This window comes from Pseudomonas sp. SIMBA_041 (assembly GCF_046535095.1).
GTDB lineage: Bacteria > Pseudomonadota > Gammaproteobacteria > Pseudomonadales > Pseudomonadaceae > Aquipseudomonas > Aquipseudomonas mucoides.
Genome location: NZ_JAWRXJ010000001.1, coordinates 560626 through 581018 on the forward strand (window position 1 = coordinate 560626; position 20393 = coordinate 581018).

At 62.1% G+C, this 20393-nt stretch carries 18 protein-coding genes; 15 read left to right on the plus strand and 3 right to left on the minus strand.

All coding sequences use genetic code 11. The features are described from left to right. Positions 1 to 39 precede the first annotated feature (39 nt). Together SB725_RS02655 and SB725_RS02660 are read left to right on the plus strand one after the other, a co-directional pair. The gene (locus SB725_RS02655; protein ID WP_410921228.1) at positions 40 to 5946 is read left to right on the plus strand and encodes an Hpt domain-containing protein; all 5907 of its coding nucleotides are present in this window, start codon (positions 40 to 42) and stop codon (positions 5944 to 5946) included. Beyond that, a complete protein-coding gene (locus SB725_RS02660) occupies positions 5939 to 6397 on the plus strand; it encodes a chemotaxis protein CheW (protein WP_027926578.1) in 459 nt (152 codons plus the stop codon). The genes SB725_RS02655 and SB725_RS02660 overlap by 8 nt, the downstream gene beginning before the upstream one ends. 150 nt (positions 6398 to 6547) lie before the next feature. Here the strand turns inward: SB725_RS02660 and SB725_RS02665 are convergent, their stop codons facing one another. Beyond that, on the minus strand, positions 6548 to 6925 hold the full coding sequence (locus SB725_RS02665; protein ID WP_410921230.1) for a DUF6124 family protein: 378 nt from the start codon (positions 6923 to 6925) through the stop codon (positions 6548 to 6550). Between the two features lie 713 nt (positions 6926 to 7638). Between SB725_RS02665 and mdcA the strand changes: the two genes are divergently transcribed. The 9 genes from mdcA to madM all read left to right on the plus strand — a co-directional run bounded on the left by mdcA (position 7639) and on the right by madM (position 14878). Beyond that, positions 7639 to 9309 (plus strand): malonate decarboxylase subunit alpha, encoded by a 1671-nt coding sequence (gene mdcA / locus SB725_RS02670; protein ID WP_027926579.1) that lies wholly within the window; start codon positions 7639 to 7641, stop codon positions 9307 to 9309. Further along, positions 9309 to 10166, plus strand: a complete 858-nt coding sequence (locus tag SB725_RS02675) for a triphosphoribosyl-dephospho-CoA synthase (RefSeq protein WP_194940446.1) — start codon at positions 9309 to 9311, stop codon at positions 10164 to 10166. The genes mdcA and SB725_RS02675 overlap by 1 nt, the downstream gene beginning before the upstream one ends. Beyond that, the gene (locus tag SB725_RS02680; protein WP_027926581.1) at positions 10166 to 10465 is read left to right on the plus strand and encodes a malonate decarboxylase subunit delta; all 300 of its coding nucleotides are present in this window, start codon (positions 10166 to 10168) and stop codon (positions 10463 to 10465) included. The genes SB725_RS02675 and SB725_RS02680 overlap by 1 nt, the downstream gene beginning before the upstream one ends. Beyond that, complete coding sequence (locus tag SB725_RS02685) at positions 10458 to 11309, plus strand: biotin-independent malonate decarboxylase subunit beta (protein ID WP_194940445.1); 852 nt, start codon at positions 10458 to 10460, stop codon at positions 11307 to 11309. The genes SB725_RS02680 and SB725_RS02685 overlap by 8 nt, the downstream gene beginning before the upstream one ends. Then, positions 11306 to 12109 carry a biotin-independent malonate decarboxylase subunit gamma gene (gene mdcE / locus SB725_RS02690; RefSeq protein WP_410921231.1) on the plus strand — a complete coding sequence of 268 codons (804 nt, stop codon included), beginning with the start codon at positions 11306 to 11308 and terminating at the stop codon, positions 12107 to 12109. The genes SB725_RS02685 and mdcE overlap by 4 nt, the downstream gene beginning before the upstream one ends. Next, positions 12103 to 12723 (plus strand): malonate decarboxylase holo-ACP synthase, encoded by a 621-nt coding sequence (locus SB725_RS02695; protein ID WP_410921232.1) that lies wholly within the window; start codon positions 12103 to 12105, stop codon positions 12721 to 12723. The genes mdcE and SB725_RS02695 overlap by 7 nt, the downstream gene beginning before the upstream one ends. After that, positions 12720 to 13631 carry a malonate decarboxylase subunit epsilon gene (gene mdcH, locus SB725_RS02700; protein WP_194940442.1) on the plus strand — a complete coding sequence of 304 codons (912 nt, stop codon included), beginning with the start codon at positions 12720 to 12722 and terminating at the stop codon, positions 13629 to 13631. Before SB725_RS02695 ends, mdcH begins: the two co-directional genes overlap by 4 nt. Positions 13632 to 13695: 64 nt before the next feature. Continuing rightward, positions 13696 to 14112: a malonate transporter subunit MadL gene (gene madL, locus SB725_RS02705; RefSeq protein ID WP_027926586.1), complete on the plus strand. Its 417-nt coding sequence runs from the start codon at positions 13696 to 13698 to the stop codon at positions 14110 to 14112. A 1-nt stretch (position 14113) separates the two neighbouring features. After that, positions 14114 to 14878, plus strand: a complete 765-nt coding sequence (gene madM / locus SB725_RS02710; protein ID WP_027926587.1) for a malonate transporter subunit MadM — start codon at positions 14114 to 14116, stop codon at positions 14876 to 14878. A 113-nt stretch (positions 14879 to 14991) separates the two neighbouring features. Here madM and SB725_RS02715 read toward each other — a convergent pair whose 3' ends face one another. Continuing rightward, complete coding sequence (locus tag SB725_RS02715) at positions 14992 to 15906, minus strand: LysR substrate-binding domain-containing protein (protein ID WP_027926588.1); 915 nt, start codon at positions 15904 to 15906, stop codon at positions 14992 to 14994. 152 nt (positions 15907 to 16058) lie between these two features. Between SB725_RS02715 and trhA the strand changes: the two genes are divergently transcribed. After that, positions 16059 to 16676, plus strand: coding sequence for a PAQR family membrane homeostasis protein TrhA (trhA, locus tag SB725_RS02720; protein WP_027926589.1), 618 nt, complete (start codon positions 16059 to 16061; stop codon positions 16674 to 16676). A 44-nt stretch (positions 16677 to 16720) separates the two neighbouring features. Here trhA and SB725_RS02725 read toward each other — a convergent pair whose 3' ends face one another. Continuing rightward, positions 16721 to 17638 (minus strand): LysR family transcriptional regulator, encoded by a 918-nt coding sequence (locus SB725_RS02725; protein WP_027926590.1) that lies wholly within the window; start codon positions 17636 to 17638, stop codon positions 16721 to 16723. Positions 17639 to 17747: 109 nt separating this feature from the next. On the opposite strand from SB725_RS02725, the gene SB725_RS02730 reads away from it, so the two are divergent. The 3 genes from SB725_RS02730 to SB725_RS02740 are packed head-to-tail and all read left to right on the plus strand — an operon-like array spanning position 17748 to position 20307. Continuing rightward, on the plus strand, positions 17748 to 18989 hold the full coding sequence (locus SB725_RS02730; RefSeq protein ID WP_410921234.1) for a D-amino acid dehydrogenase: 1242 nt from the start codon (positions 17748 to 17750) through the stop codon (positions 18987 to 18989). A 27-nt stretch (positions 18990 to 19016) separates the two neighbouring features. After that, a complete protein-coding gene (locus SB725_RS02735; RefSeq protein WP_059182026.1) occupies positions 19017 to 19367 on the plus strand; it encodes a RidA family protein in 351 nt (116 codons plus the stop codon). 37 nt (positions 19368 to 19404) lie between these two features. Next, entirely contained in the window at positions 19405 to 20307 is a 903-nt protein-coding gene (locus SB725_RS02740) for a transporter substrate-binding domain-containing protein (protein ID WP_059182027.1), read from the plus strand. Positions 20308 to 20393 lie beyond the last annotated feature (86 nt).

Genomic DNA, 20393 nt, shown 5'->3' on the forward strand with positions numbered 1-20393 from the left:
GGCGTATGATTTTTGATTGGCGTAGGGACTGGAGTGGTTATGGGTGATCGGCACGACTATGTGGCCCTTGAGTGGGTCAAAGGCGAGATTGCCGAAACGCTGAAGCTGGCTCATCAAGCCATCGAAACCCTGCTTGATGACCCACAGGCGTTGTACGCCTTGAACGATTGCCTGGCGTATATCCATCAGGTTCACGGCAGTTTGCAGATGGTCGAATTCTACGGCGCAGCGTTACTCTCCGAAGAGATGGAACAGTTGACCAGCGCCTTGCAGCAGGACCGCGTCAGCCATCGTGACGAGGCGCTGCACCTGTTGCTGCAAGCCCTCGGGCAACTGCCGATTTACCTCGACCGGGTGCAAAGTGCGCGCCGGGACTTGCCCTTGGTGGTGTTGCCACTGCTCAACGATTTGCGCAGTGCCCGAGGTGAAACCCTGCTCTCGGAAACCAGCCTGTTCAGCCCGCAACTGGCGGATCTGCCGCCGTTGGACGAAGCTTCACTGACACGGCTGGAACCCGCGGACTTCGCCAACGTGTTGCGTAAATTACGGCAGATGCTGCAGGTGGCGCTGGTCGGGTTGCTGCGCGAACAGGATGACCAGACCCACCTCGATTATCTGGCGAGGGTTTTTTCGCGCCTCGAAGGGCTGTGCGCAGGGGCGCCCCTGAGCCCGCTGTGGCAAGTCGCCTCGGCGCTGGTCGAAGGCATGCGCACCGGTGTGATCGCCAACAGTCCGGCGTTGCGCAGCCTGTTCAAGGAAGCCGACCATGAGCTCAAGCGTCTGCTGGAGCAAGGCTTCCACGGCATCAATCAACCGGCACCGCCGGAGCTGCTCAAGAGTTTGCTGTTCTACATTGCCAAGGCCGACCATCCCACCGGGCAGATGCTGACCATGAAAGATCGCTACTCACTGGACGATGCGTTGCCCGACAGCGCGATGGTCGATGAAGAACGGGCACGGCTGGCCGGCCCCGACCGCGATGCCATGCGTTCGGTGCTGGCTGCGCTTTGCGAAGAACTGGTGCGGGTCAAGGAGCGCCTCGACCTGTTCGTGCGCAGCGACCGCCAGCACACCTCGGACCTCGACAGCCTGCTGGCGCCGCTGCGGCAGATCGCCGACACCCTGGCGGTGCTGGGGTTTGGTCAGCCGCGCAAAGTCATCATCGATCAGCTGGCAGTGGTGCTGAGCCTGGTTCAGGGCCAGCGCGAACCCAACGACGCGATCCTCATGGACGTTGCGGGCGCCTTGCTCTATGTCGAAGCCACCCTGGCCGGCATGGTCGGCACCGTGGAGCCCGAGAGCCGGGAAGAAAGCCGCCTGCCGACCACCGACCTGACGCAGATTCACCAGATCGTCATCCGCGAAGCGCGCATCTGCCTGCAAGAAGCCAAGGACATGATCGTCGACTACATCGACGCCGACTGGGATCGTCAGCATCTGCAGGCATTGCCGGCCTTGCTGACGCAGGTGCGCGGCGCGTTGGCGATGATCCCGTTGAGCCGGGCGGCGAGCCTGATCGAAACCTGCAATCACTTTATCCGCGAGCATCTGCTGCTGGAGCCGGACCAGCCCGGTTGGCAGGAACTGGACAGCCTCGCCGACGTGATTTCCAGCATCGAGTATTACCTGGAACGCCTGAGTGACGACCCCGAATCCCCGGGCGAAAAGCTCCTCGATGTCGCCGAAAAAAGCCTGGCATCGCTCGGGTTTTTCCCCAGCGAAACGCACGTGCCGATGCTCGATGAGGTGCTCAGCCCAAGTGAAGCGCAGGTCATGCAGGACCAGCAGGGGCTCGATGACCCCGAGACCGTGCAGTCGCTGGCCGATGTGCTGGCCAGTCCCGTGTCTTCGGTCAATCCGCCGGCCCTGACCACGCCAGGCAGCCTGTTACCGCCCCCCGTCGGTGAAGAGCCGGTCGACGATGAGCTGCGCGAAGTCTTTCTCGAAGAGACCGATGAGGTCCTCGATATCCTCCAGGAATTCTTGCCGCGCTGGGCCGCCAACCCCGACGACAAGCCTGCCCTGAGTGAGCTGCGCCGCGCCTTTCACACGTTGAAAGGCAGTGGCCGGATGGTTCGGGCGCTGGTCTTGGGCGAGCTGGCATGGGCGGTGGAAAACCTGCTCAACCGCGTGCTGGAAGACAGTGTCGCGCCAGGTGCCGCCGTGCAACAACTGCTCACCGATGTACTGAATTTACTGCCGGAGCTGGTGGCCGAGTTCGCCGGAAATACCCAGCGGCAACGCAACGATGTCGACCAATTGGCGGTGCGAGCGCACGCCCTCGCCAAGGGCGATGCGCCGGCCAGCGATGAAGACACGCAGGACGTCGCGGCCCTCGATCCGCTGTTGCTGGAGATCTTCCGCAAAGAAGCCGAAACCCATCTGGCCAGCCTCAACCGCTTTCTCGATCAGGCCGCCGAGCATGTGCCGCTGCAGGCCAGCGATGAGTTGCAGCGCGCCTTGCACACGCTCAAGGGCAGCGCCTCGATGGCCGGTGTGTTGCCGATTGCCGAACTGGCGACGCCGCTGGATCAACTGGCTCGCGAATACAAGGCGCACCTGATTGCGCTGGACCTCGACGAAGTTGAGCTGTTGCTGGAAGCCGAAGGGCTGTTTCGGCTCGGCTTGCGCCAGCTCAAGACCGATCCGCTGGCCGGGATTCGCGGTGCCCGCTCATTGATCGAACGCACCCAGTCGTTGCTCGCCGAACGTCTGCAATCTCTGCTGAGCACACCCAATACCGCGCTGCGAACCAAGCGTGATCCGCAGTTGATCAACAACTTCCTGGCCCAGGGCATGGACATCCTGCTGGACGCCGAAAGCCTGTTGCAGCGCTGGCAGCAGCACCCCGGCGAACGTCAGGAACTGACCGCGCTGCTTGATGAACTGACCACCCTCGGCGAAGGCGCGCACCTCGCCGACTTGCATCCGGTGGACGCGCTCTGCGAAGCCTTGCTCGACCTGTACGGCGCAGTGGAAGAGAGCAGCCTGGCGGTCAGCGAACGGTTTTTCCATGAGGCGCAAAGTGCTCACGAAGCGCTGATCAACATGCTCGACGAACTGGCCGCCGGCCAGGAGGTCAGCCCGCAGCCGGAACGCATCCGGGCCTTGCGCGGGTTGCTCGATGAAAGTCTGGATCCGTCCTCCATGGGCCTGATCCGCAGTGATGGCAGCCGGACCCTGAGCATTCGGGAACTGAGCAGCGCCACCGCCGAACTGGAGCAGGCCGCAACCCAGGTGGATCTGGACGATGAAATCGTTTCGATCTTCCTCGAAGAAGCCGTGGATATTCTCGAAAGCGCCGGCCAGGCCCTGCAACGCTGGTTGAGTGACCCGGACAACGCCGCGCCGCTGTCGTCCTTGCAGCGCGATTTGCACACGCTCAAGGGCGGGGCGCGGATGGCTGAAGTCGAGCCGGTCGGCGACCTCGCACATGAATTGGAAAGCCTGTACGAAGGCTTGGTGGACCGCCGTTACACCTACAGCGAAACCCTGGCGCAGTTACTGCAAAAGAGCCATGACCGGCTCGCGGTGCTGCTGGAGCAGTTGCAGAATCAGCAATCGCTGGGCAACCCGGGCGAGCTGATCGAGGCGATTCGCGCGTTTCGTCAGGGCAATACGAACACCGCCGAAGTGCCGGAGCCAGCGCCAGCGCCAGCCAAGGATTCGCCGGGGCATGATCCAGAGTTGCTGGAAATCTTCCTTGAGGAAGGTTTCGACATCATCGAAAACTCCGGCGCTGCGCTTGTGCGCTGGCAAGCCGAACCGTCGAACCGGCAGGAAGTAGAAACCCTGCTGCGTGATCTGCACACGCTCAAGGGCGGTGCACGCATGGTCGAAATCGCCCCGATTGGCGATCTGGCCCATGAGCTGGAATTTCTCTACGAAAGCCTCTCGGCGGGCACCCTGCAACCGAGCGCGGCGTTGTTCACCTTGTTGCAAAGCAGTCACGACCGCTTGGCGCAGATGCTCGATGCGACCCGCGCCGACCAGCCATTGCCGCCGGCCGACCGACTGATCGATGCGATCAAGAATTTCAGCCATCCGGCCGTGCTTCAGCCGGCCGCTGTAACGCCTGTTGTCGCCAAGCCCGAGGCGCCCGCGCTGCAAGCCGACGCGGGCGCCGACATGGTCAAGGTCTCGGCGGAGCTGCTCGACGACCTGGTCAATCTGGCCGGTGAAACCTCGATCTTCCGCGGCCGTATCGAACAACAGGTCAACGATGCTCGGGTCACCCTGAGCGAGATGGAAACCACCATCGAGCGGATGCGCGACCAATTGCGCCGGCTCGATACCGAAACCCAGGGGCGGATTCTCAGCCGCCAGCAAGTCGACGCCGAACGCCTGGGCTACGAAGAATTCGACCCGCTGGAAATGGACCGCCACTCGCAATTGCAGCAACTGTCGCGGGCGCTGTTCGAGTCGGCCTCTGACTTGCTCGACCTCAAGGAAACCCTCGACCGGCGCAACCAGGATGCGGAGAACCTGTTGCAACAGCAGGGCCGCATCAATACCGAGTTGCAAGAAGGCCTGATGCGTACGCGCATGGTGCCGTTCGAACGGATGCTGCCGCGCTTGAAACGCATCGTTCGCCAGGTCTCCAGCGAGTTGGGCAAGGACGTGGAATTCATTGTCGGCAACGCCGAAGGCGAGATGGACCGTAACGTCCTCGAGCGCATGGCACCGCCGCTGGAGCACATGCTGCGCAACGCCGTGGACCATGGGCTGGAATCGGCCGAGGTGCGCATCGCTGCCGGCAAACCGGCCAAGGGACGGATCACCCTCGATCTGTCCCGGGAGGGCGGCGACATGATTTTCGACATCCGCGACGACGGTGCCGGCGTGCCGCTGGACGCGGTGCGGCGCAAGGCAATCAAGCGCGGTTTGCTGGCTGCGGACGCTGAGATCAGCGACCGCGACGTGTTGCAGTTCATCCTGCAACCGGGGTTCTCCACGGCCGAGAAGATCACCCAGATTTCCGGACGTGGCGTGGGTATGGACGTGGTTCATGAAGAAGTTCGCCAGCTCGGCGGCACGATGGTCATCGACTCGGTGCCGGGGCAGGGCGTGCATTTTCGCATTCGCCTGCCGTTCACCGTGTCGGTCAACCGCGCGCTGATGGTGCAGTGTTTTGATGATCAATACGCGATCCCGTTGAACACCATCGACGGCATCGTCCGCGTGCTGCCCAACGAGCTGGAAGGGCATTACCGCCTCGATCCTCCGCGGTACAAATACGCCGGGCAGGATTACGAACTGTGCTACCTGGGCGAGCTGCTGAAAACCAGCACCCGCCCGAAACTGTTGGGCCAAAGCCTGCCGTTGCCGGTGTTGCTGGTGCAATGCAACGAGCGGCACATTGCAGTTCAAGTCGACTCCATGGCCGGTACCCGCGAGATCGTGGTGAAAAGCCTCGGCCCGCAGTTCGCCGCGGTGCAGGGATTGTCCGGGGCGACGATTCTGGGCGATGGCCGGGTGGTGCTGATTCTTGATTTGCTGGCGCCGATCCGCGCCATGCAGGTGCCTGCGCCGCAACAGGTACAGACCCAGGACACCGAAGTCGAGCCACACAAGCCCTTGCTGGTGCTGGTGGTCGATGACTCGGTGACCGTGCGCAAGGTCACCAGTCGTTTGCTCGAACGCCACGGCATGAACGTGCTGACCGCCAAGGACGGAGTCGACGCCATGTTGCTGCTCGCAGAACACATGCCGGACGTGATGCTGCTGGACATCGAAATGCCGCGCATGGACGGCTTCGAAGTCGCGACCCAGGTGCGCGCAGACGAGCGTTTGCAGCACCTGCCGATCATCATGATCACCTCACGCACGGGCCAGAAACACCGCGACCGCGCGATGGCCATCGGCGTCAACGACTACCTCGGCAAGCCGTACCAGGAATCGGTGCTGCTCGAAAGCATCGCCCTGTGGAGCAAATCCCATGCTTGAGCATCGCGCCAGCAACCTCACGGGCCTGTTGCTGCCCTTGGCCGACCGCAACCTGATCGTGCCCAATGTCGCGGTGGCGGAGCTGATCGACTATCAACCGGGGGCGTTCGACCTCGATACACCGCCGTGGTATCTGGGCTTGGTGAAGTGGCGGGACCGGCAGATTCCGTTGCTGAGTTTTGAGTCAGCGTGCGGCCAGAAAATCGTCATCGGCGAGCGGGCGCGGATCGTGATTCTCAATGCCCTCGGTGGACGACCGGAGCTGAAATTCATCGCGCTGCTGGTGCAGGGGATTCCACGCTCCTACAAACTCGACAGCCAGTTGAGCTATGTGGATGTGCCGTTGTGTCCGCTGGAACAGGCGGCGGTGCAGGTGGGGGAGCAAGTGGCCAAGGTGCCGGACTTGCTGGCGCTGGAGGAGTTGCTTGTGAGTGCAGGGTTGATCAATTGATCCTGGATTTGCGTTATTTGTGCTGGCCTCATCGCGGGCAAGCCCGCTCCCACAGGTATTGTGATTGCCTCGGATAGCGGGCTCAGCACGGACCTTGTGGGAGCGGGCTTGCCCGCGATGGCGGCCTTCAATTCACTGCAGCCCCGACTGTTAAACCCCGGCCTGAACCTTCAGCTGCGATTCCTCATGGTGATCCAGCGCCCGCTCCACCAACAACTGCACACCATCCGCCATTCGACTGAGCGCCAGGGCTACCGAACGGCGTGAACCTTCCACATCGTCCGCCAGATCGGCCGCAATGGCGCTGATCGACAGCAAATCTTCAGAGGCATTGGCCAGCAAGGCTTCGGTGTCGATATCGGGGGAAACGGTGAATAAGTGGTGTTTGCGGCGTTTGGCCGGTTTTTCGTGAGCGGGGGGGAAGTAATGGGCGAAGGCGCGGTCGTCGGCTTCCTTGCGCTTTTCGGCTTCGACGGATGCGTCGGAACCGGTATCGGTTTCCGGGGGATTGGGAGTGGCTTTGAACATAGTGAAGCTCCGTACAGGGGTGAAGCTGACCCATTCGGTTTCCAAGCGAATGGTGGCAGCTGTACGCGGTTGGAAACCCGGGGTACGGCCCGGCAGACCCTAAGGTCTTCCGCGCACAGCCGCCATAACGGAATGCACACTTTGAAGGTGCGCAAGCATACGTTATGAAGGACGCTTTTGCGCCCCGTACTCATGGGGTTTCCAGCCCCGGTCGCTGAATTGTCAGCGACCCACAAACGATAAAGCTCAACACAAAACCCCACCAGTCAGCGGCTTCCGGCATTGCTGTAGGTGGCGACGTCACACCGTGTAGCCTCGCACCCTTCCAGCGGACAAACTTTTAAACACAAACCTCCAATCGACCGGCAAAGATTGATCGTTCATGACAAAAAACCCGATCGGCCGGCGAAAGTTGGAGAGTCCCAAAAAGGGACCGATCGGTCCTTTTTTGGGACTGATCGAACATTGCACTCTGGCATTGAACATTGCGGTGATTGTTAGGGCCTCATCGCGGGCAAGCCCGCTCCCACAGGTAGTGTGGATGCCTCAGACAGTGGGCTCAGCACGGACACTGTGGGAGCGGGCTTGCCCGCGATGACGTCAGCCCAGTCAACCATTACTCCAAGCGTAACGATCCGTCTCTGTGCTTGATTGATGCCGCCGACCCAACACTCCTAAGGTGACTCCCACGACAGCGAACCCGTGGAGTGGTCATGACAACAACAATATCCCCCGACTCGCGATGGACGCGGCGGCGCAGCGAAAAGCAGCGGCGTCTGGCGTTGGTCAAGGATCTCGCCGACGGTGTGGTGCTGCCCACCGACAACATCGTCGCGGCGCTGGAAGCCTTGATCCTGCCCGGCGACCGTGTGGTGCTGGAGGGCAATAACCAGAAGCAGGCGGATTTCCTCTCCCGCTCCCTGGTCAAGGCCGATCCCGCCAAGCTCCACGACTTGCACATGATCATGCCCAGTGTCGGCCGCGCCGAGCATCTGGACCTGTTCGAACGCGGCATCGCCCGTAAGCTCGACTTCTCCTTCGCGGGTACGCAAAGCCTGCGCATCAGCCAGTTGCTGGAAGACGGTTTGCTGGAAATCGGCGCAATCCACACCTACATCGAGCTCTATGCGCGGCTGGTGGTCGACCTGATTCCCAACGTGGTGCTCTCGGCCGGTTTCATGGCCGACCGCGCCGGCAACATTTACACCGGGCCGAGCACCGAAGACACCCCTGCATTGATCGAACCGGCGGCGTTCAGCGATGGCATCGTCATCGTTCAGGTCAACCAGTTGGTCGACGATGTCAGTGACTTGCCCCGCGTCGACATCCCCGCCTCGTGGGTCGATTTCGTGGTGGTGGCCGACAAGCCGTTCTACATCGAACCGCTGTTCACCCGCGACCCACGGCACATCAAGCCTGTGCACATCCTGATGGCGATGATGGCGATCCGTGGCATCTACGAAAAACACAACGTGCAGTCGCTCAATCACGGCATCGGTTTCAACACCGCCGCCATCGAATTGATCTTGCCGACCTACGGCGAATCCCTCGGCCTCAAAGGCAAGATCTGCCGCAACTGGACGCTCAATCCGCACCCGACCTTGATCCCGGCCATCGAAAGCGGCTGGGTCGAAAGCGTGCATTGCTTCGGCACCGAACTGGGCATGGAAAACTATATTGCCGCACGGCCGGACGTGTTCTTCACCGGGCGAGACGGCTCGCTGCGTTCCAACCGGATGTTCAGCCAGCTCGCCGGGCAATACGCGGTGGACCTGTTCATCGGCGCGACCCTGCAAGTCGATGGCGACGGTCATTCCTCCACCGTGACCCGCGGACGCCTCGCCGGTTTTGGCGGTGCGCCGAACATGGGCCACGACCCGCGCGGTCGCCGTCACGGCACGCCCGCCTGGCTCGACATGCGCCACACCGACGTGGCCGAACCGATGCTCGAGCGCGGCAAAAAACTCGTGGTGCAAATGGTCGAGACCTTCCAGGAGGGCGGCAAACCGACCTTCGTCGAAACCCTCGACGCGATTGATGTGGCGAAGAAAAGCGGCATGCCGTTGGCGCCGATCATGGTCTACGGCGACGACGTCACCCACCTGCTGACCGAAGAAGGCATCGCCTATTTGTACAAGGCGCGTTCGCTGGAAGAACGCCAGGCGATGATCGCCGCCGTCGCCGGGGTGACCGCCATCGGCCTGCGCCACAACCCGAAAGACACCGCACGCATGCGCCGCGAAGGTCTGATTGCCTTGCCCGAAGACCTCGGCATTCGCCGCACCGACGCCACCCGCGAACTGCTCGCCGCGAAAAGCGTGGCCGATCTGGTCGAGTGGTCCGGTGGCCTCTACAACCCGCCCGCCAAGTTCAGGAGCTGGTAATGCACGCACTCAACCTGCAACCGAAAACCCTGACCCTCGCGGAACGGCTGGCCGATTGGGCGGTGGACGCGCTGATCGACGAAGCCGACCTGTCGCCGAAACCGGCACTGGTCGACCGCCGCGGCAACGGCGCGCACACCGACTTGCACCTGGGGCTGATGCACGCTTCGGCGTTGTCACTCTGGTCTGCGTTCAAGGAAATGGCCGAGGCCGCTATCGAGCTTGGCGAAATCGGCTTGCCGCTGCGCGAAGCGGTGGGGCGGATTGGCCGGGAAGGGGAGCAAGCGATGCTCGCTACCACGGAAGGGGTGAATACCCATCGCGGGGCGATCTGGGCCTTGGGCCTGTTGGTCACGGCTGCCGCGCTTGAGCCCGAGTCCAGCGCCGCCGGTTCCATCACGCTGCGCGCCGCACGCCTGGCGTTGCTCGACGACCGTTATGCACCACGACCTTTCAGCCACGGCGCCCAAGTCGCCCAGCGTTTCGGCGCCCGTGGTGCCCGTGAAGAAGCGCAGCTGGGTTTTCCTTCAGTGGTGCAACGGGCATTGCCGCAACTCAAACACAGCCGCGCCGCCGGCCACGGTGAACAGAACGCCCGGCTCGATGCCTTGCTGGCGATCATGACCCGACTGGCCGACACCTGCGTGCTCTACCGCGCTGGCGAAGCAGGCCTGCAGACCATGCAACTCGGCGCACAAGCCGTGCTCGACGTGGGCGGCAGCGCCAGCCTTGCCGGTCGCCGCCGTTTGCATGAGTTGGATGAACAATTAATCGCGTTGAATGCCTCGCCCGGCGGCGCCGCCGACTTGCTCGCCGCCTGCCTGTTTATCGACCGCCTCGAGTCCGGAGCTTTCTGATGGAAACCTTATCCTTTGAATTCCCCGCCGGGCAGCCGCCACGCGGTCGCACGCTGGTGGGTTGTGTCGGCTCGGGCGATCTGGAAGTGCTGATCGAACCGGGTCAGGCCGGCAAGCTGACCATCAACGTACAGACCTCGGTCAATGGCGCGCAGCAGCGCTGGCAGCATTTGTTCTCGCGGATGTTCGACGGTCAGACACCGCCGGCGATGGACATCGCCATCCACGATTTCGGCGCGACACCGGGCGTGGTGCGCTTGCGTCTGGAACAAGGCTTTGAGGAGATCGGTCATGACTGATAACGCAGAACTCCTCCACAAACACAGCTTCATCGAACTCGGTGCCCGGCAACGCGCGAAAGCCTTGCTCGACCCCGGCACCTTCCGCGAATTGCTCGACCCGTTTCAACGCATCATGTCGCCATGGCTTGAGCGCCAGGGCGTGGTGCCGCAAGCCGATGACGGCGTGGTGATCGCCAAGGGCAGCCTCGGTGGTTTGCCGGTGGTGATCGCGGCCATCGAAGGGGCCTTCCAGGGCGGCAGCCTTGGTGAAGTCGGCGGGGCGAAGATGGCGGGCGCGCTGGAACTGGCCGCCGAAGACAACCGCAACGGCATTCCGACCCGCGCCGTGCTGCTGTTGGAAACCGGCGGCGTACGCTTGCAGGAAGCCAACCTCGGGTTGGCGGCGATTGCCGATATTCACGCAGCGATTGTCGACCTGCGCCAATACCAGCCGGTGATTGGTGTGGTGGCCGGCAGCGTCGGCTGCTTTGGCGGGATGTCGATTGCGGCTGGGTTGTGCAGTTATTTAGTGGTCACCCAGGAAGCGCGTCTGGGCCTGAACGGCCCGCAAGTCATCGAACAGGAAGCCGGGCTTGAGGAATACGACTCCCGTGACCGTCCTTTCATCTGGAGCCTGACCGGTGGCGAGCAGCGTTTTGCCAGCGGTCTGGTGGATCGTTATGCCGCCGATGATGTGGCGCAGATTCAACAAAAAGTCAGTGAATTGCTGCAGCAAGGTTTGCCAGCGCACCAACGCAGTCGCCAGGCCGATCTGTACCTGCAACGGCTGGCCCGTCTGGACGCCGCGCCGCAAATCGAAGCGGCGACGGTTCGTGATCTGTATCAAGGAGCGCGCTCATGAACAGCTATTCGCTGAGAGGTTTGAACTGGTTCAACGCGTTGAGCGCCGGGGCGAAACCGGTCGAAGGCTTGCCGGCATCATTGAAGGTGGCCGATGGCGTGCTGGGTGATCAGCCTGTCCGTTTTATCGCGGTGGTGGCGGATCCAGGCAACCGTTTTGTCCGTGCGCGCAACGGTGAAGTCGGTTTGCTGGAAGGTTGGGGGTTGGCCAAGGCGGTGGATGAAGTGATCGCCGCGGATGTGGATAAACCGCACAAGCGCGCCGTGATCGCCCTCGTCGATGTGCCGAGCCAGGCCTATGGTCGACGCGAAGAAGCCCTCGGCATCCATCAGGCATTGGCCGGCGCGGCGGACAGTTATGCCCGCGCCCGGTTGGCGGGCCACGCGGTGATTGGTTTGCTGGTGGGCAAGGCGATGTCCGGCGCGTTTCTGGCCCACGGGTATCAGGCCAATCGGCTGATTGCCCTGCGTGATCCGGGAGTGATGGTGCATGCGATGGGCAAGGCGTCGGCGGCGCGGGTGACCTTGCGCAGTGTTGAAGAACTTGAGGCGTTGGCCGCCAGCGTGCCGCCGATGGCCTATGACATCGACAGCTACGCCAGCCTCGGTTTGCTGTGGGAAACCCTGTCGGTGGAACAGATTGAACAGCCGACGGCGGCCGATCTGACGCGGGTGACTGAATGCCTGAATCAGGCGATTGGCGATGTGGCGGCCAACGGTCGCGACCTGAGCAGCCGCTTGGGTGCGAGCAACCGTGCCGCCTCGAGCAAGGTTCGCCAACTGCTGAGAGCGCAGTGGTGAATACGTTTATGGCCCACGATCTGCTCTGGGGCATGACCCCGGAGCTGTTGCCTGCGGACGCGCCTGCGTGGGTGACCGAATCCTTGAGCGCGGGCCAGCCCGTGGTGGTTCGGCGTGCGGTGAGTGCGCCGGGTCTGGTCGCGGTTGGTGTGCGTGGATGTTTGCGTGAACAGCGTTTTGCGACGGTGATGCCGGTCGATGGCATTCAGCGTCGGGTCAAGCCGGAAGACCTTTGCCAAGTCTCGATTGGTCGGAATTTGCCGGCCGTGCGTGCCCTCAATCAACTGCGGCCGCTACTCGATGACTGTGGTTGGGTGTGGGGTGTCAGCGGCAGTGCCGGGTTTGAATTGGCCAGCGGGTTTGCAGCGTTGCACGAGAGCAGTGATCTCGACTTGATCCTGCGTACCCCGCATGCGCTGGGCCGTTCTCAAGCGCAGGATCTGGTGAAGATTCTGGAGGCTGCCGAATGCTTGGTGGACATGCAGTTGCAGACACCGTTCGGCGCTGTGGCCCTGCGCGAATGGGCCGGTTCGGCTCGTCGTGTGTTGCTGAAAAATGCCCGTGAAGCCTGTCTGGTGATCGATCCTTGGAACCCACAGGAGCAAGCTGCGTGAGCAGTCTGTTGGTGTTTCCGGGCCAGGGCGCGCAGCAGCCGGGCATGCTCCAGCGTTTGCCTCGCGAAACGCTGAACGAGGCGAGTGAAGTGCTGGGTGAAGACGTTTTACGGCTCGATTCGGCAGAGGCGTTGAAGTCGACTCGTGCGGTTCAGCTTTGCCTGTTGATCGCCGGAGTCGCGGCTTCTCGTCAATTAACCCTGGCGCCGGATTACGTGGCCGGATTGTCCATCGGCGCTTACCCGGCGGCGGTGGTCGCCGGTGCCTTGAGCTTTAGCGATGCGCTGCATCTGGTCAGCCTGCGCGGTGAGTTGATGCAGCAGGCTTATCCACAGGGCTACGGCATGACCGCGATCATCGGTCTGGAGTTGTCCACAGTGGAAAGTTTGTTGGCGCAGGTCCACAGCCTCGATGCGCCGGTTTACCTGGCCAACATCAACGCCGATAACCAGGTGGTGATTGCCGGCAGCGACGAGGCCATGAAAGCGGTGGCGGCGATGGCGAAAGGTCACGGTGCAGGCTTGGCCAAACGGCTGGCGGTCAGCGTGCCTTCGCACTGCCCGTTGCTGGAGGGTCCGGCAAAAATTCTGGCGGAAGCATTCGCCAAGGTGTCACTGAAAACGCCGACTTTGGGTTACCTGAGCGGCAGCCGCGCCCGCCTCATCATCAATGCCGACGCCTTGCGCGATGACCTCGCGTTCAACATGTGCCGCATCGTTGACTGGCGCGGCACGGTGCAAAGCGCTTATGAGCGCGGCGTAAGACTTCAGATTGAACTGCCGCCCGGTGCGGTGTTGACCGGGCTGGCGCGCCGGGTATTCGAGCAGGGCACCGTGATTGCATTCGACGGTGCGCGGCTCGACACCTTGCAGGCGCTGTTGCGTGAGGAGGGAAGCCGCCAACTCTAGACCCGGACTCAGGCCTTCGAACAACAAAAACAACATTCGACGATGCACTTTGAGGACTACAACAATGATTATTTACGGTGTGGCGCTGTTGGCGATCTGTACGCTGGCAGGGGTGATCATGGGCGATGCGCTTGGCGTGTTGCTGGGCGTCAAATCCAACGTCGGCGGGGTCGGGATCGCGATGATCCTGCTGATTTGCGCGCGGTTGTGGATGCAAAAACGCGGCGGCATGACCAAGGATTGCGAGATGGGCGTCGGCTTCTGGGGCGCCATGTACATTCCGGTGGTGGTCGCAATGGCCGCGCAACAGAACGTCGTCACCGCACTGCACGGCGGCCCGGTGGCGGTGCTCGCGGCGATTGGTTCAGTGGTGATCTGCGGCTGCACGATTGCCTTGATCAGCCGGACCCACAAAGGCGAACCCTTGCCCGATGAACCGGTGGAAGTCACCCCGGTCGGCACACCGGTAGGAGGTCGCTGATATGTGGGAACTCATTGATAAAGGCTTGACCGCTAATGGCCTGGTCACCGCGTTCGCGTTCGTTGGCGTGATCATGTGGGTGTCGGTGGTGTTGTCCAAGCGCCTGACCTACGGGCGGATTCACGGCTCGGCGATTGCCATCGTCATTGGCCTGGTATTGGCCTGGGTCGGCGGCACCATGACTGGCGGGCAGAAAGGCCTGGCGGACCTGACATTATTCTCGGGCATCGGTTTGATGGGCGGCGCGATGCTGCGGGACTTTGCCATCGTTGCCACGGCATTCGAAGTGCAAGCCACGGAAGCGAAAAAGGCCGGGCTGATTGGCGTGATCGCGTTGCTGCTGGGCACGATCCTGCCGTTCATTGTCGGCGCGAGCATGGCCTGGGCGTTTGGTTACCGCGATGCGATCAGCATGACCACGATTGGCGCGGGCGCGGTGACGTACATCGTCGGGCCGGTGACCGGGGCGGCGATTGGTGCCAGTTCCGATGTGGTGGCGCTGTCGATTGCCACCGGGTTGATCAAGGCGATTCTGGTGATGGTCGGCACGCCAATGGCGGCGCGCTGGATGGGCCTGGATAACCCGCGTTCGGCGATGGTGTTCGGCGGGTTGGCCGGGACGGTCAGCGGCGTGACTGCCGGGCTGGCGGCGACGGATCGGCGATTGGTGCCTTATGGCGCGTTGACGGCGACGTTTCACACCGGGCTTGGGTGCTTGCTGGGGCCTTCGCTGCTGTACTTCATTGTTCGCGGGATTGTGGGCTAGACCGCGGGATCCTGGCTGACTGTACCGACGTCATCGCGGGCAAGCCACGCTCCCACAGGGACAGCGCAGTTCCTGTGGGAGCGTGGCTTGCCCGCGATGCAGGCGACGCGGTCTTAAGCCTGGCGATTGGCGTACATCCGGCACTCAGCCAGCAGCGCCAGCAAATTCGGATCACGCTCTTTGGCCTTCAGGAACACCACGCCAATGTGCTGCTGCAACCGATAGCGCTCCTGCAACGGAATCAGCTTCACCCGGTTCTCATACACCGCCGCAATCCTTCCTGGCAGTAAGGCATAACCCACCCCTGAGCTGACCATGCTCAGCAGGGTGAAGATGTCGTTGACTTGCATCGCCACCTTCGGCTCGAACCCCGCCTGCTTGAACACCCGATTACCGTCCTGGTGCGTGGCAAAGCCTTGGGTCAGGGTAATGAACGTCTCGTCGCGCACTTCAGCCAGGTCGACCTCCGTGCGTTGGGCAAACTTCGAATCCGCTGGCGTCGCAAGAAAGATGTCGTCGGAAAACAGCGGGATCTGCTCGCAGTCCGGGTCGTTGACGCTCTCGTCCAGCGACACCAGGATCGCGTCGACTTCCATGTTCTTCAGCTTGTACAGCAAGTCGAAATTGGAACCGAGGATCAAATCGATATTGAGTTCGCTGCGGCGGATCTTCAGGCCCATGATCAACTGCGGCACGGTCTTCACCGTCAGTGAATACAGTGAGCCCAGCTTGAAGCGTTCCGCAGAAAAACCGGCGGCTTCGCGGGTCAGACGCACGGTTTCGACCACGTCCTGAATCAGCTTCTGCGCCCGTTCTTCAAGTACGTAAGCGCTCTCCAGCGGTGTGAGGTTGCGGCCCTCATGTTTGAACAACGGGCAACGCAAGGCGCTTTCCAGGGAGTGGATGGCGCGGTGCACGCTGACGTTGCTGGTCTGCAACTCGGCGGCGGCGCGGGCCAGGTTGCCGGTGCGCATGAAGGCCAGGAACACCTCGAGTTTTTTCAGGGTCAATTCTTCGTCGATCAGCATGGCCCGGACTCTTATTCGAATGGCTCGATTGTGCACGCATGCGACCTTTTGTAGCAGCCGCCGAGTGAAACGAGGCTGCGTTTTTTTTTAGATCAAAAGGTCACTGAGGTAGTCTTGCGCGATGTTGCAACGAATGTTGAGGTGAGCGACGCATGTATCACGGGGAACGATTGAACGCCTGGACGCATTTGGTCGGGGCGGTGGCGGCAATGGTCGGGGTGGTGTGGATGCTGGTGATCGCCAGCATGGACGGCAGCCCATGGAAGATCGTCAGCGTAGCGATTTACGGTTTCACCTTGATGGTGTTGTACAGCGCCTCGACCGTTTACCACAGCGTGCGCGGGCGCAAGAAAGCGATCATGCAGAAGGTGGATCACTTTTCGATCTATCTGCTGATTGCCGGCAGCTACACGCCGTTCTGCCTGGTGACCCTGCGCGGGCCGTGGGGCTGGACGCTGTTCGGGATTGTCTGGGGACTGGCACTGATCGGCATCCTGCAAGAGATCAAGCCGCGTTCGGAAGCGCGGATTCTGTCGATTGTGATTTACGCGGTGATGGGCTGGATCGTGCTGGTCGCGGTCAAACCGCTACTGGCGGCGTTGGGCACTGCGGGGTTTGCGTGGCTGGCGGCGGGCGGGATTTTGTACACCGTGGGGATTATCTTTTTCGCCCTCGATCATCGGCTGCGCCATGCCCACGGAATCTGGCATTTGTTCGTGATTGCCGGGAGCTTGCTGCACTTCGTCGCAATTTTCTTCTACGTCCTTTAAACCACCCCAATCCCCTGTAGGAGTGAGCGGGCTCACTCCTACATTTAAGGTTGCGCAGGGATCAAGCGATCCAGTTGTTCCTGGGCCCTGCGACTGAACACCTGCAACAAGTCATTCAACGTGTGGGGCGGCGGTTCGGTGGCGCGGGTTACCGCGTACAGCGTGATGGGCAGGGGCGGGGTCAACGGGCGAATCGCCGTCGCGGCGGGGGAGGCACCGAGGGCCGTGAACGGGTCGATCACCGCCAGCCCAGCGCCGGATTCCACCATCGCCCGGGCCAGTGAATAGGTCTGCACCGCGATGCGCACCCGAGGCGGAGGCTCCACCGCTTCGAGGTAACTGTCGAGTCGGGCGGCCAACGGGTCGGCGCTGGACAAACCAATCAGCGGGGCATCTGCCAGCGCCATCAACGGCAACGGTGTGCCGACCTCTGCCGCCGACCAGTAACCGGTGGGCGCCAGCGCCACCAGCACGCCGGACGCCAGCGCCTGGGCCTTGAGCCCAGGATGATCCGGGCGTTGCAGGGTCAGGGCGACATCCACTTCACGCATCAGCAGGTTCTGCACCAGTTCGCGGCTATGGGCGCTGGACAGTTCGCAAGCGATGTCCGGGTAGCGCTCGGTCCACTCGTGAATGGCCGGCGGCAGCAATGACAGGGCTAGCGCCGGAGTGGCGCCAATGCGCAGGCTATGGCCGGGCTCGCGGCGCAAGCTCTGGGCCAGGCGCCGCACCCCTTGCAGGCTTTCGGTGACCTTGTCGACTTCACGCTCCAGTTCCAGCGCTTCCGGCGTTGCCTGCAATTTGCCGCGCACTCGCAGGAACAATGGAAAACCCAATTGCTGTTCGGCGTGCTGTAACACCTTGGTCACCGCCGGCTGGGAGACGTGGAGCAATTGCGCGGCCGCACTGATCGAACCGGTCTGGCGAATGGCCTGGAATATCTCGATATGACGAAGACGCATGGCAAGTCCATAACCTTTGTTTATGGGTTCGGCATCTTTATTCATTGTTCGCCGCCTGTCACCTGGCTCTAACCTCGGCCTCGCCTTCACAACGGTTTTAGGGACGGACATGGTTCAGCGTGTGTGCATCATCGGCGGTGGCGTGATTGGCCTGGCAACGGCGTATGCGCTGGTGCGCGACGGCATTGAGGTGACGGTGGTCGAGGCCCGGAATTCGCTGGGCAGCGAAACCAGTTTCGCCAACGGCGGCCAGTTGTCCTATCGCTACGTGGCGCCACTGGCGGACGCCGGTGTGCCGTTGCAGGCCATTGGCTGGATGTTGCGCGGCGACTCGCCGTTGAAGCTGCGTCCGCGTCTCGATCCGGTGCAATGGCGCTGGATGGCGTCGTTCCTCGCCGCGTGCCGCCGCTCGGTCAACCGTGAAAACGCCGCGCACCTGCTGCGCCTGGCGCTGTTCAGCCAGAGCACACTGAAAGCCTGGCGCGAAGTCGATGGGCTGAACGATTTCCAATGGCGGCGCAACGGCAAACTGGTGACCTTCCGCAACCCGGCCAGCTTCGGGAAAGCGCGCCAAGGCCTGGCCGATCCGCAGCAACAGCAGGTGTTGTCTGCCGCCGAGTGCATGCGGCTGGAACCAGCGCTGGCGGGTGCGCCTTTTGTCGGCGCGATCTATACGCCGGACGAAGAGGTCGGCGATTGTCATGGTTTTTGCCAGCAACTGGTGGCGCGACTGAAGGCGTCCGGCCGTTGTGAATTTCGCCTCGGCCACGCGGTAACCGCGATTCAACACAGCAATGGCACGGTCACCGGCATTGAGTTGGGCGCAGAGGCATTGCCCGTCGAGCAACTGGTGATCGCCGCCGGCCATCGCAGTCCGTTGCTGGCGCTGCCCCGTCTGCGGCTGCCGCTCTATCCCCTGAAGGGTTACAGCCTGACGCTGCCGATTGGTGTCGAACACCGGGCGCCTGAGCTGAGCATCACCGACTACGACCGCAAGATCGTGTACGCGCGCATCGGCGAGCAATTGCGCGTGGCGGCGATGGTCGACATTGTCGGCTTTGACCCGGCCGTCGATCCAGAACGCTTGAACCTGATCAAGCGCCAGGCCCGCGACACGTTTCCGAATGCCGGCGATTACGACGCCGCCGTGGAGTGGGCCGGCATGCGTCCGGCGACCCCCAGCGGTGTGCCGCTGCTGGGCGCTACGGCCTACCGCAATCTGTGGCTGAACCTCGGTCATGGTGCGCTGGGTTTTACCCTGGCCTGTGGCAGTGGCCAGTTGCTCAGTGAGTTGATCAGTCAGCGCCAGACGTCCATTGACCTGCTGGGTTTCAGCCACCCTGACGCTTGAATTTCCCTCTTGGAAAAGGACCCCGTCATGACCATTAAACGTTTTCACAGCAACCCACGCCTGTCAGGCGCCGTGACCTTCGGCGATCTGGTGTTTCTCTCCGGTCAGGTGCCGGGCGATGCCCTGGATGCGGGTGGTCAGACCCGGGAAGTGCTGGCGAAAATCGACGCTCTGCTGGCCGAGGCCGGCAGCGACAAAGATCATGTGCTCAGCGCGACGATTTATCTGAAAGACATCAATGCCGATTTCGCGGCAATGAATGAAGTCTGGTCAGCCTGGCTGTCACCGGGGCAAGCGCCGAGCCGCACCACGGTGCAGGCCGATCTGGCGCGGCCGCAGGTGCTGGTGGAAATCACCGTCACCGCCGCCCGCATCTGAACCCATCAGGACCCAATACCCACAACGGAGAATAACAATGCAAAAAATCACGTTGCTCGGCTGCACCCTCGGGCTGTTACTGGGCGGTCAGGTTCACGCCAACGAAGCGCCGCTGACCGGCACACTGGACAAGGTTGCCAATGCCAAGAGCATCACGCTGGGCTACCGCGATGCGTCGGTGCCGTTTTCCTACGTGGGTGATCACACGGGTCAGCCGATGGGTTATTCCGTGGATCTGGCGAGCAAGATAGTCGAGCGCATCCGTCAGCAATTGAAGCTGCCTGAGCTGAAAGTGAAATACACCCTGGTGACCTCGCAGACGCGGATTCCACTGGTGCAGAACGGCACCGTCGACCTCGAATGCGGCTCCACTGGAGTAACCGCCGAACGACAGAAGCAAGTGGCGTTTTCCTACGGCTTCATCTACGTCAAAGGCCAGTTGCTGACCGCCAGGGACAGCGGGATCAAGAGCTTCGCCGATCTGCGTGGCAAGAACGTGGTGACCACCGCCGGCACCACCAACGAACGCTTTCTGAAGAGCTACAACGTCGACAACAAGATCGACATGTTCGTGATCAGCGCCAAGGACCACGGCGAAGCGTTCCAGATGCTGCAGTCAGGTCGGGCGGCGGCGTTCTACATGGATGACGCACTGCTCTATGGCGAACGCGCCAAGGCGCATGACCCGCATAAATGGGTGGTGGTCGGGGAGGAGCAATCGCGGGAAATCTACAGCTGCATGGTGCGCAAGGATGATCCGCAATTCCTTGCCCTGGTGAATGGCGCGTTGGCCGATCTGTACAGCTCGGGCGAGATCAACGGCATCTACCAGCGCTGGTTTGAACAGCCGATCCCGCCGAAAGGGTTGAACCTTGAGTTCCCGATGACCAGCGAACTCAAGGCCATCATCGCCCACCCGGTGAGCGATCCGGTTCAGTAGCCGCCAGATCGGTCGCTAGACTGTGTCGCGGCCATTCGCGAGCAGGCTCGCTCCCACCTTGGAATGCATTTCCTGTGGGAGCGAGC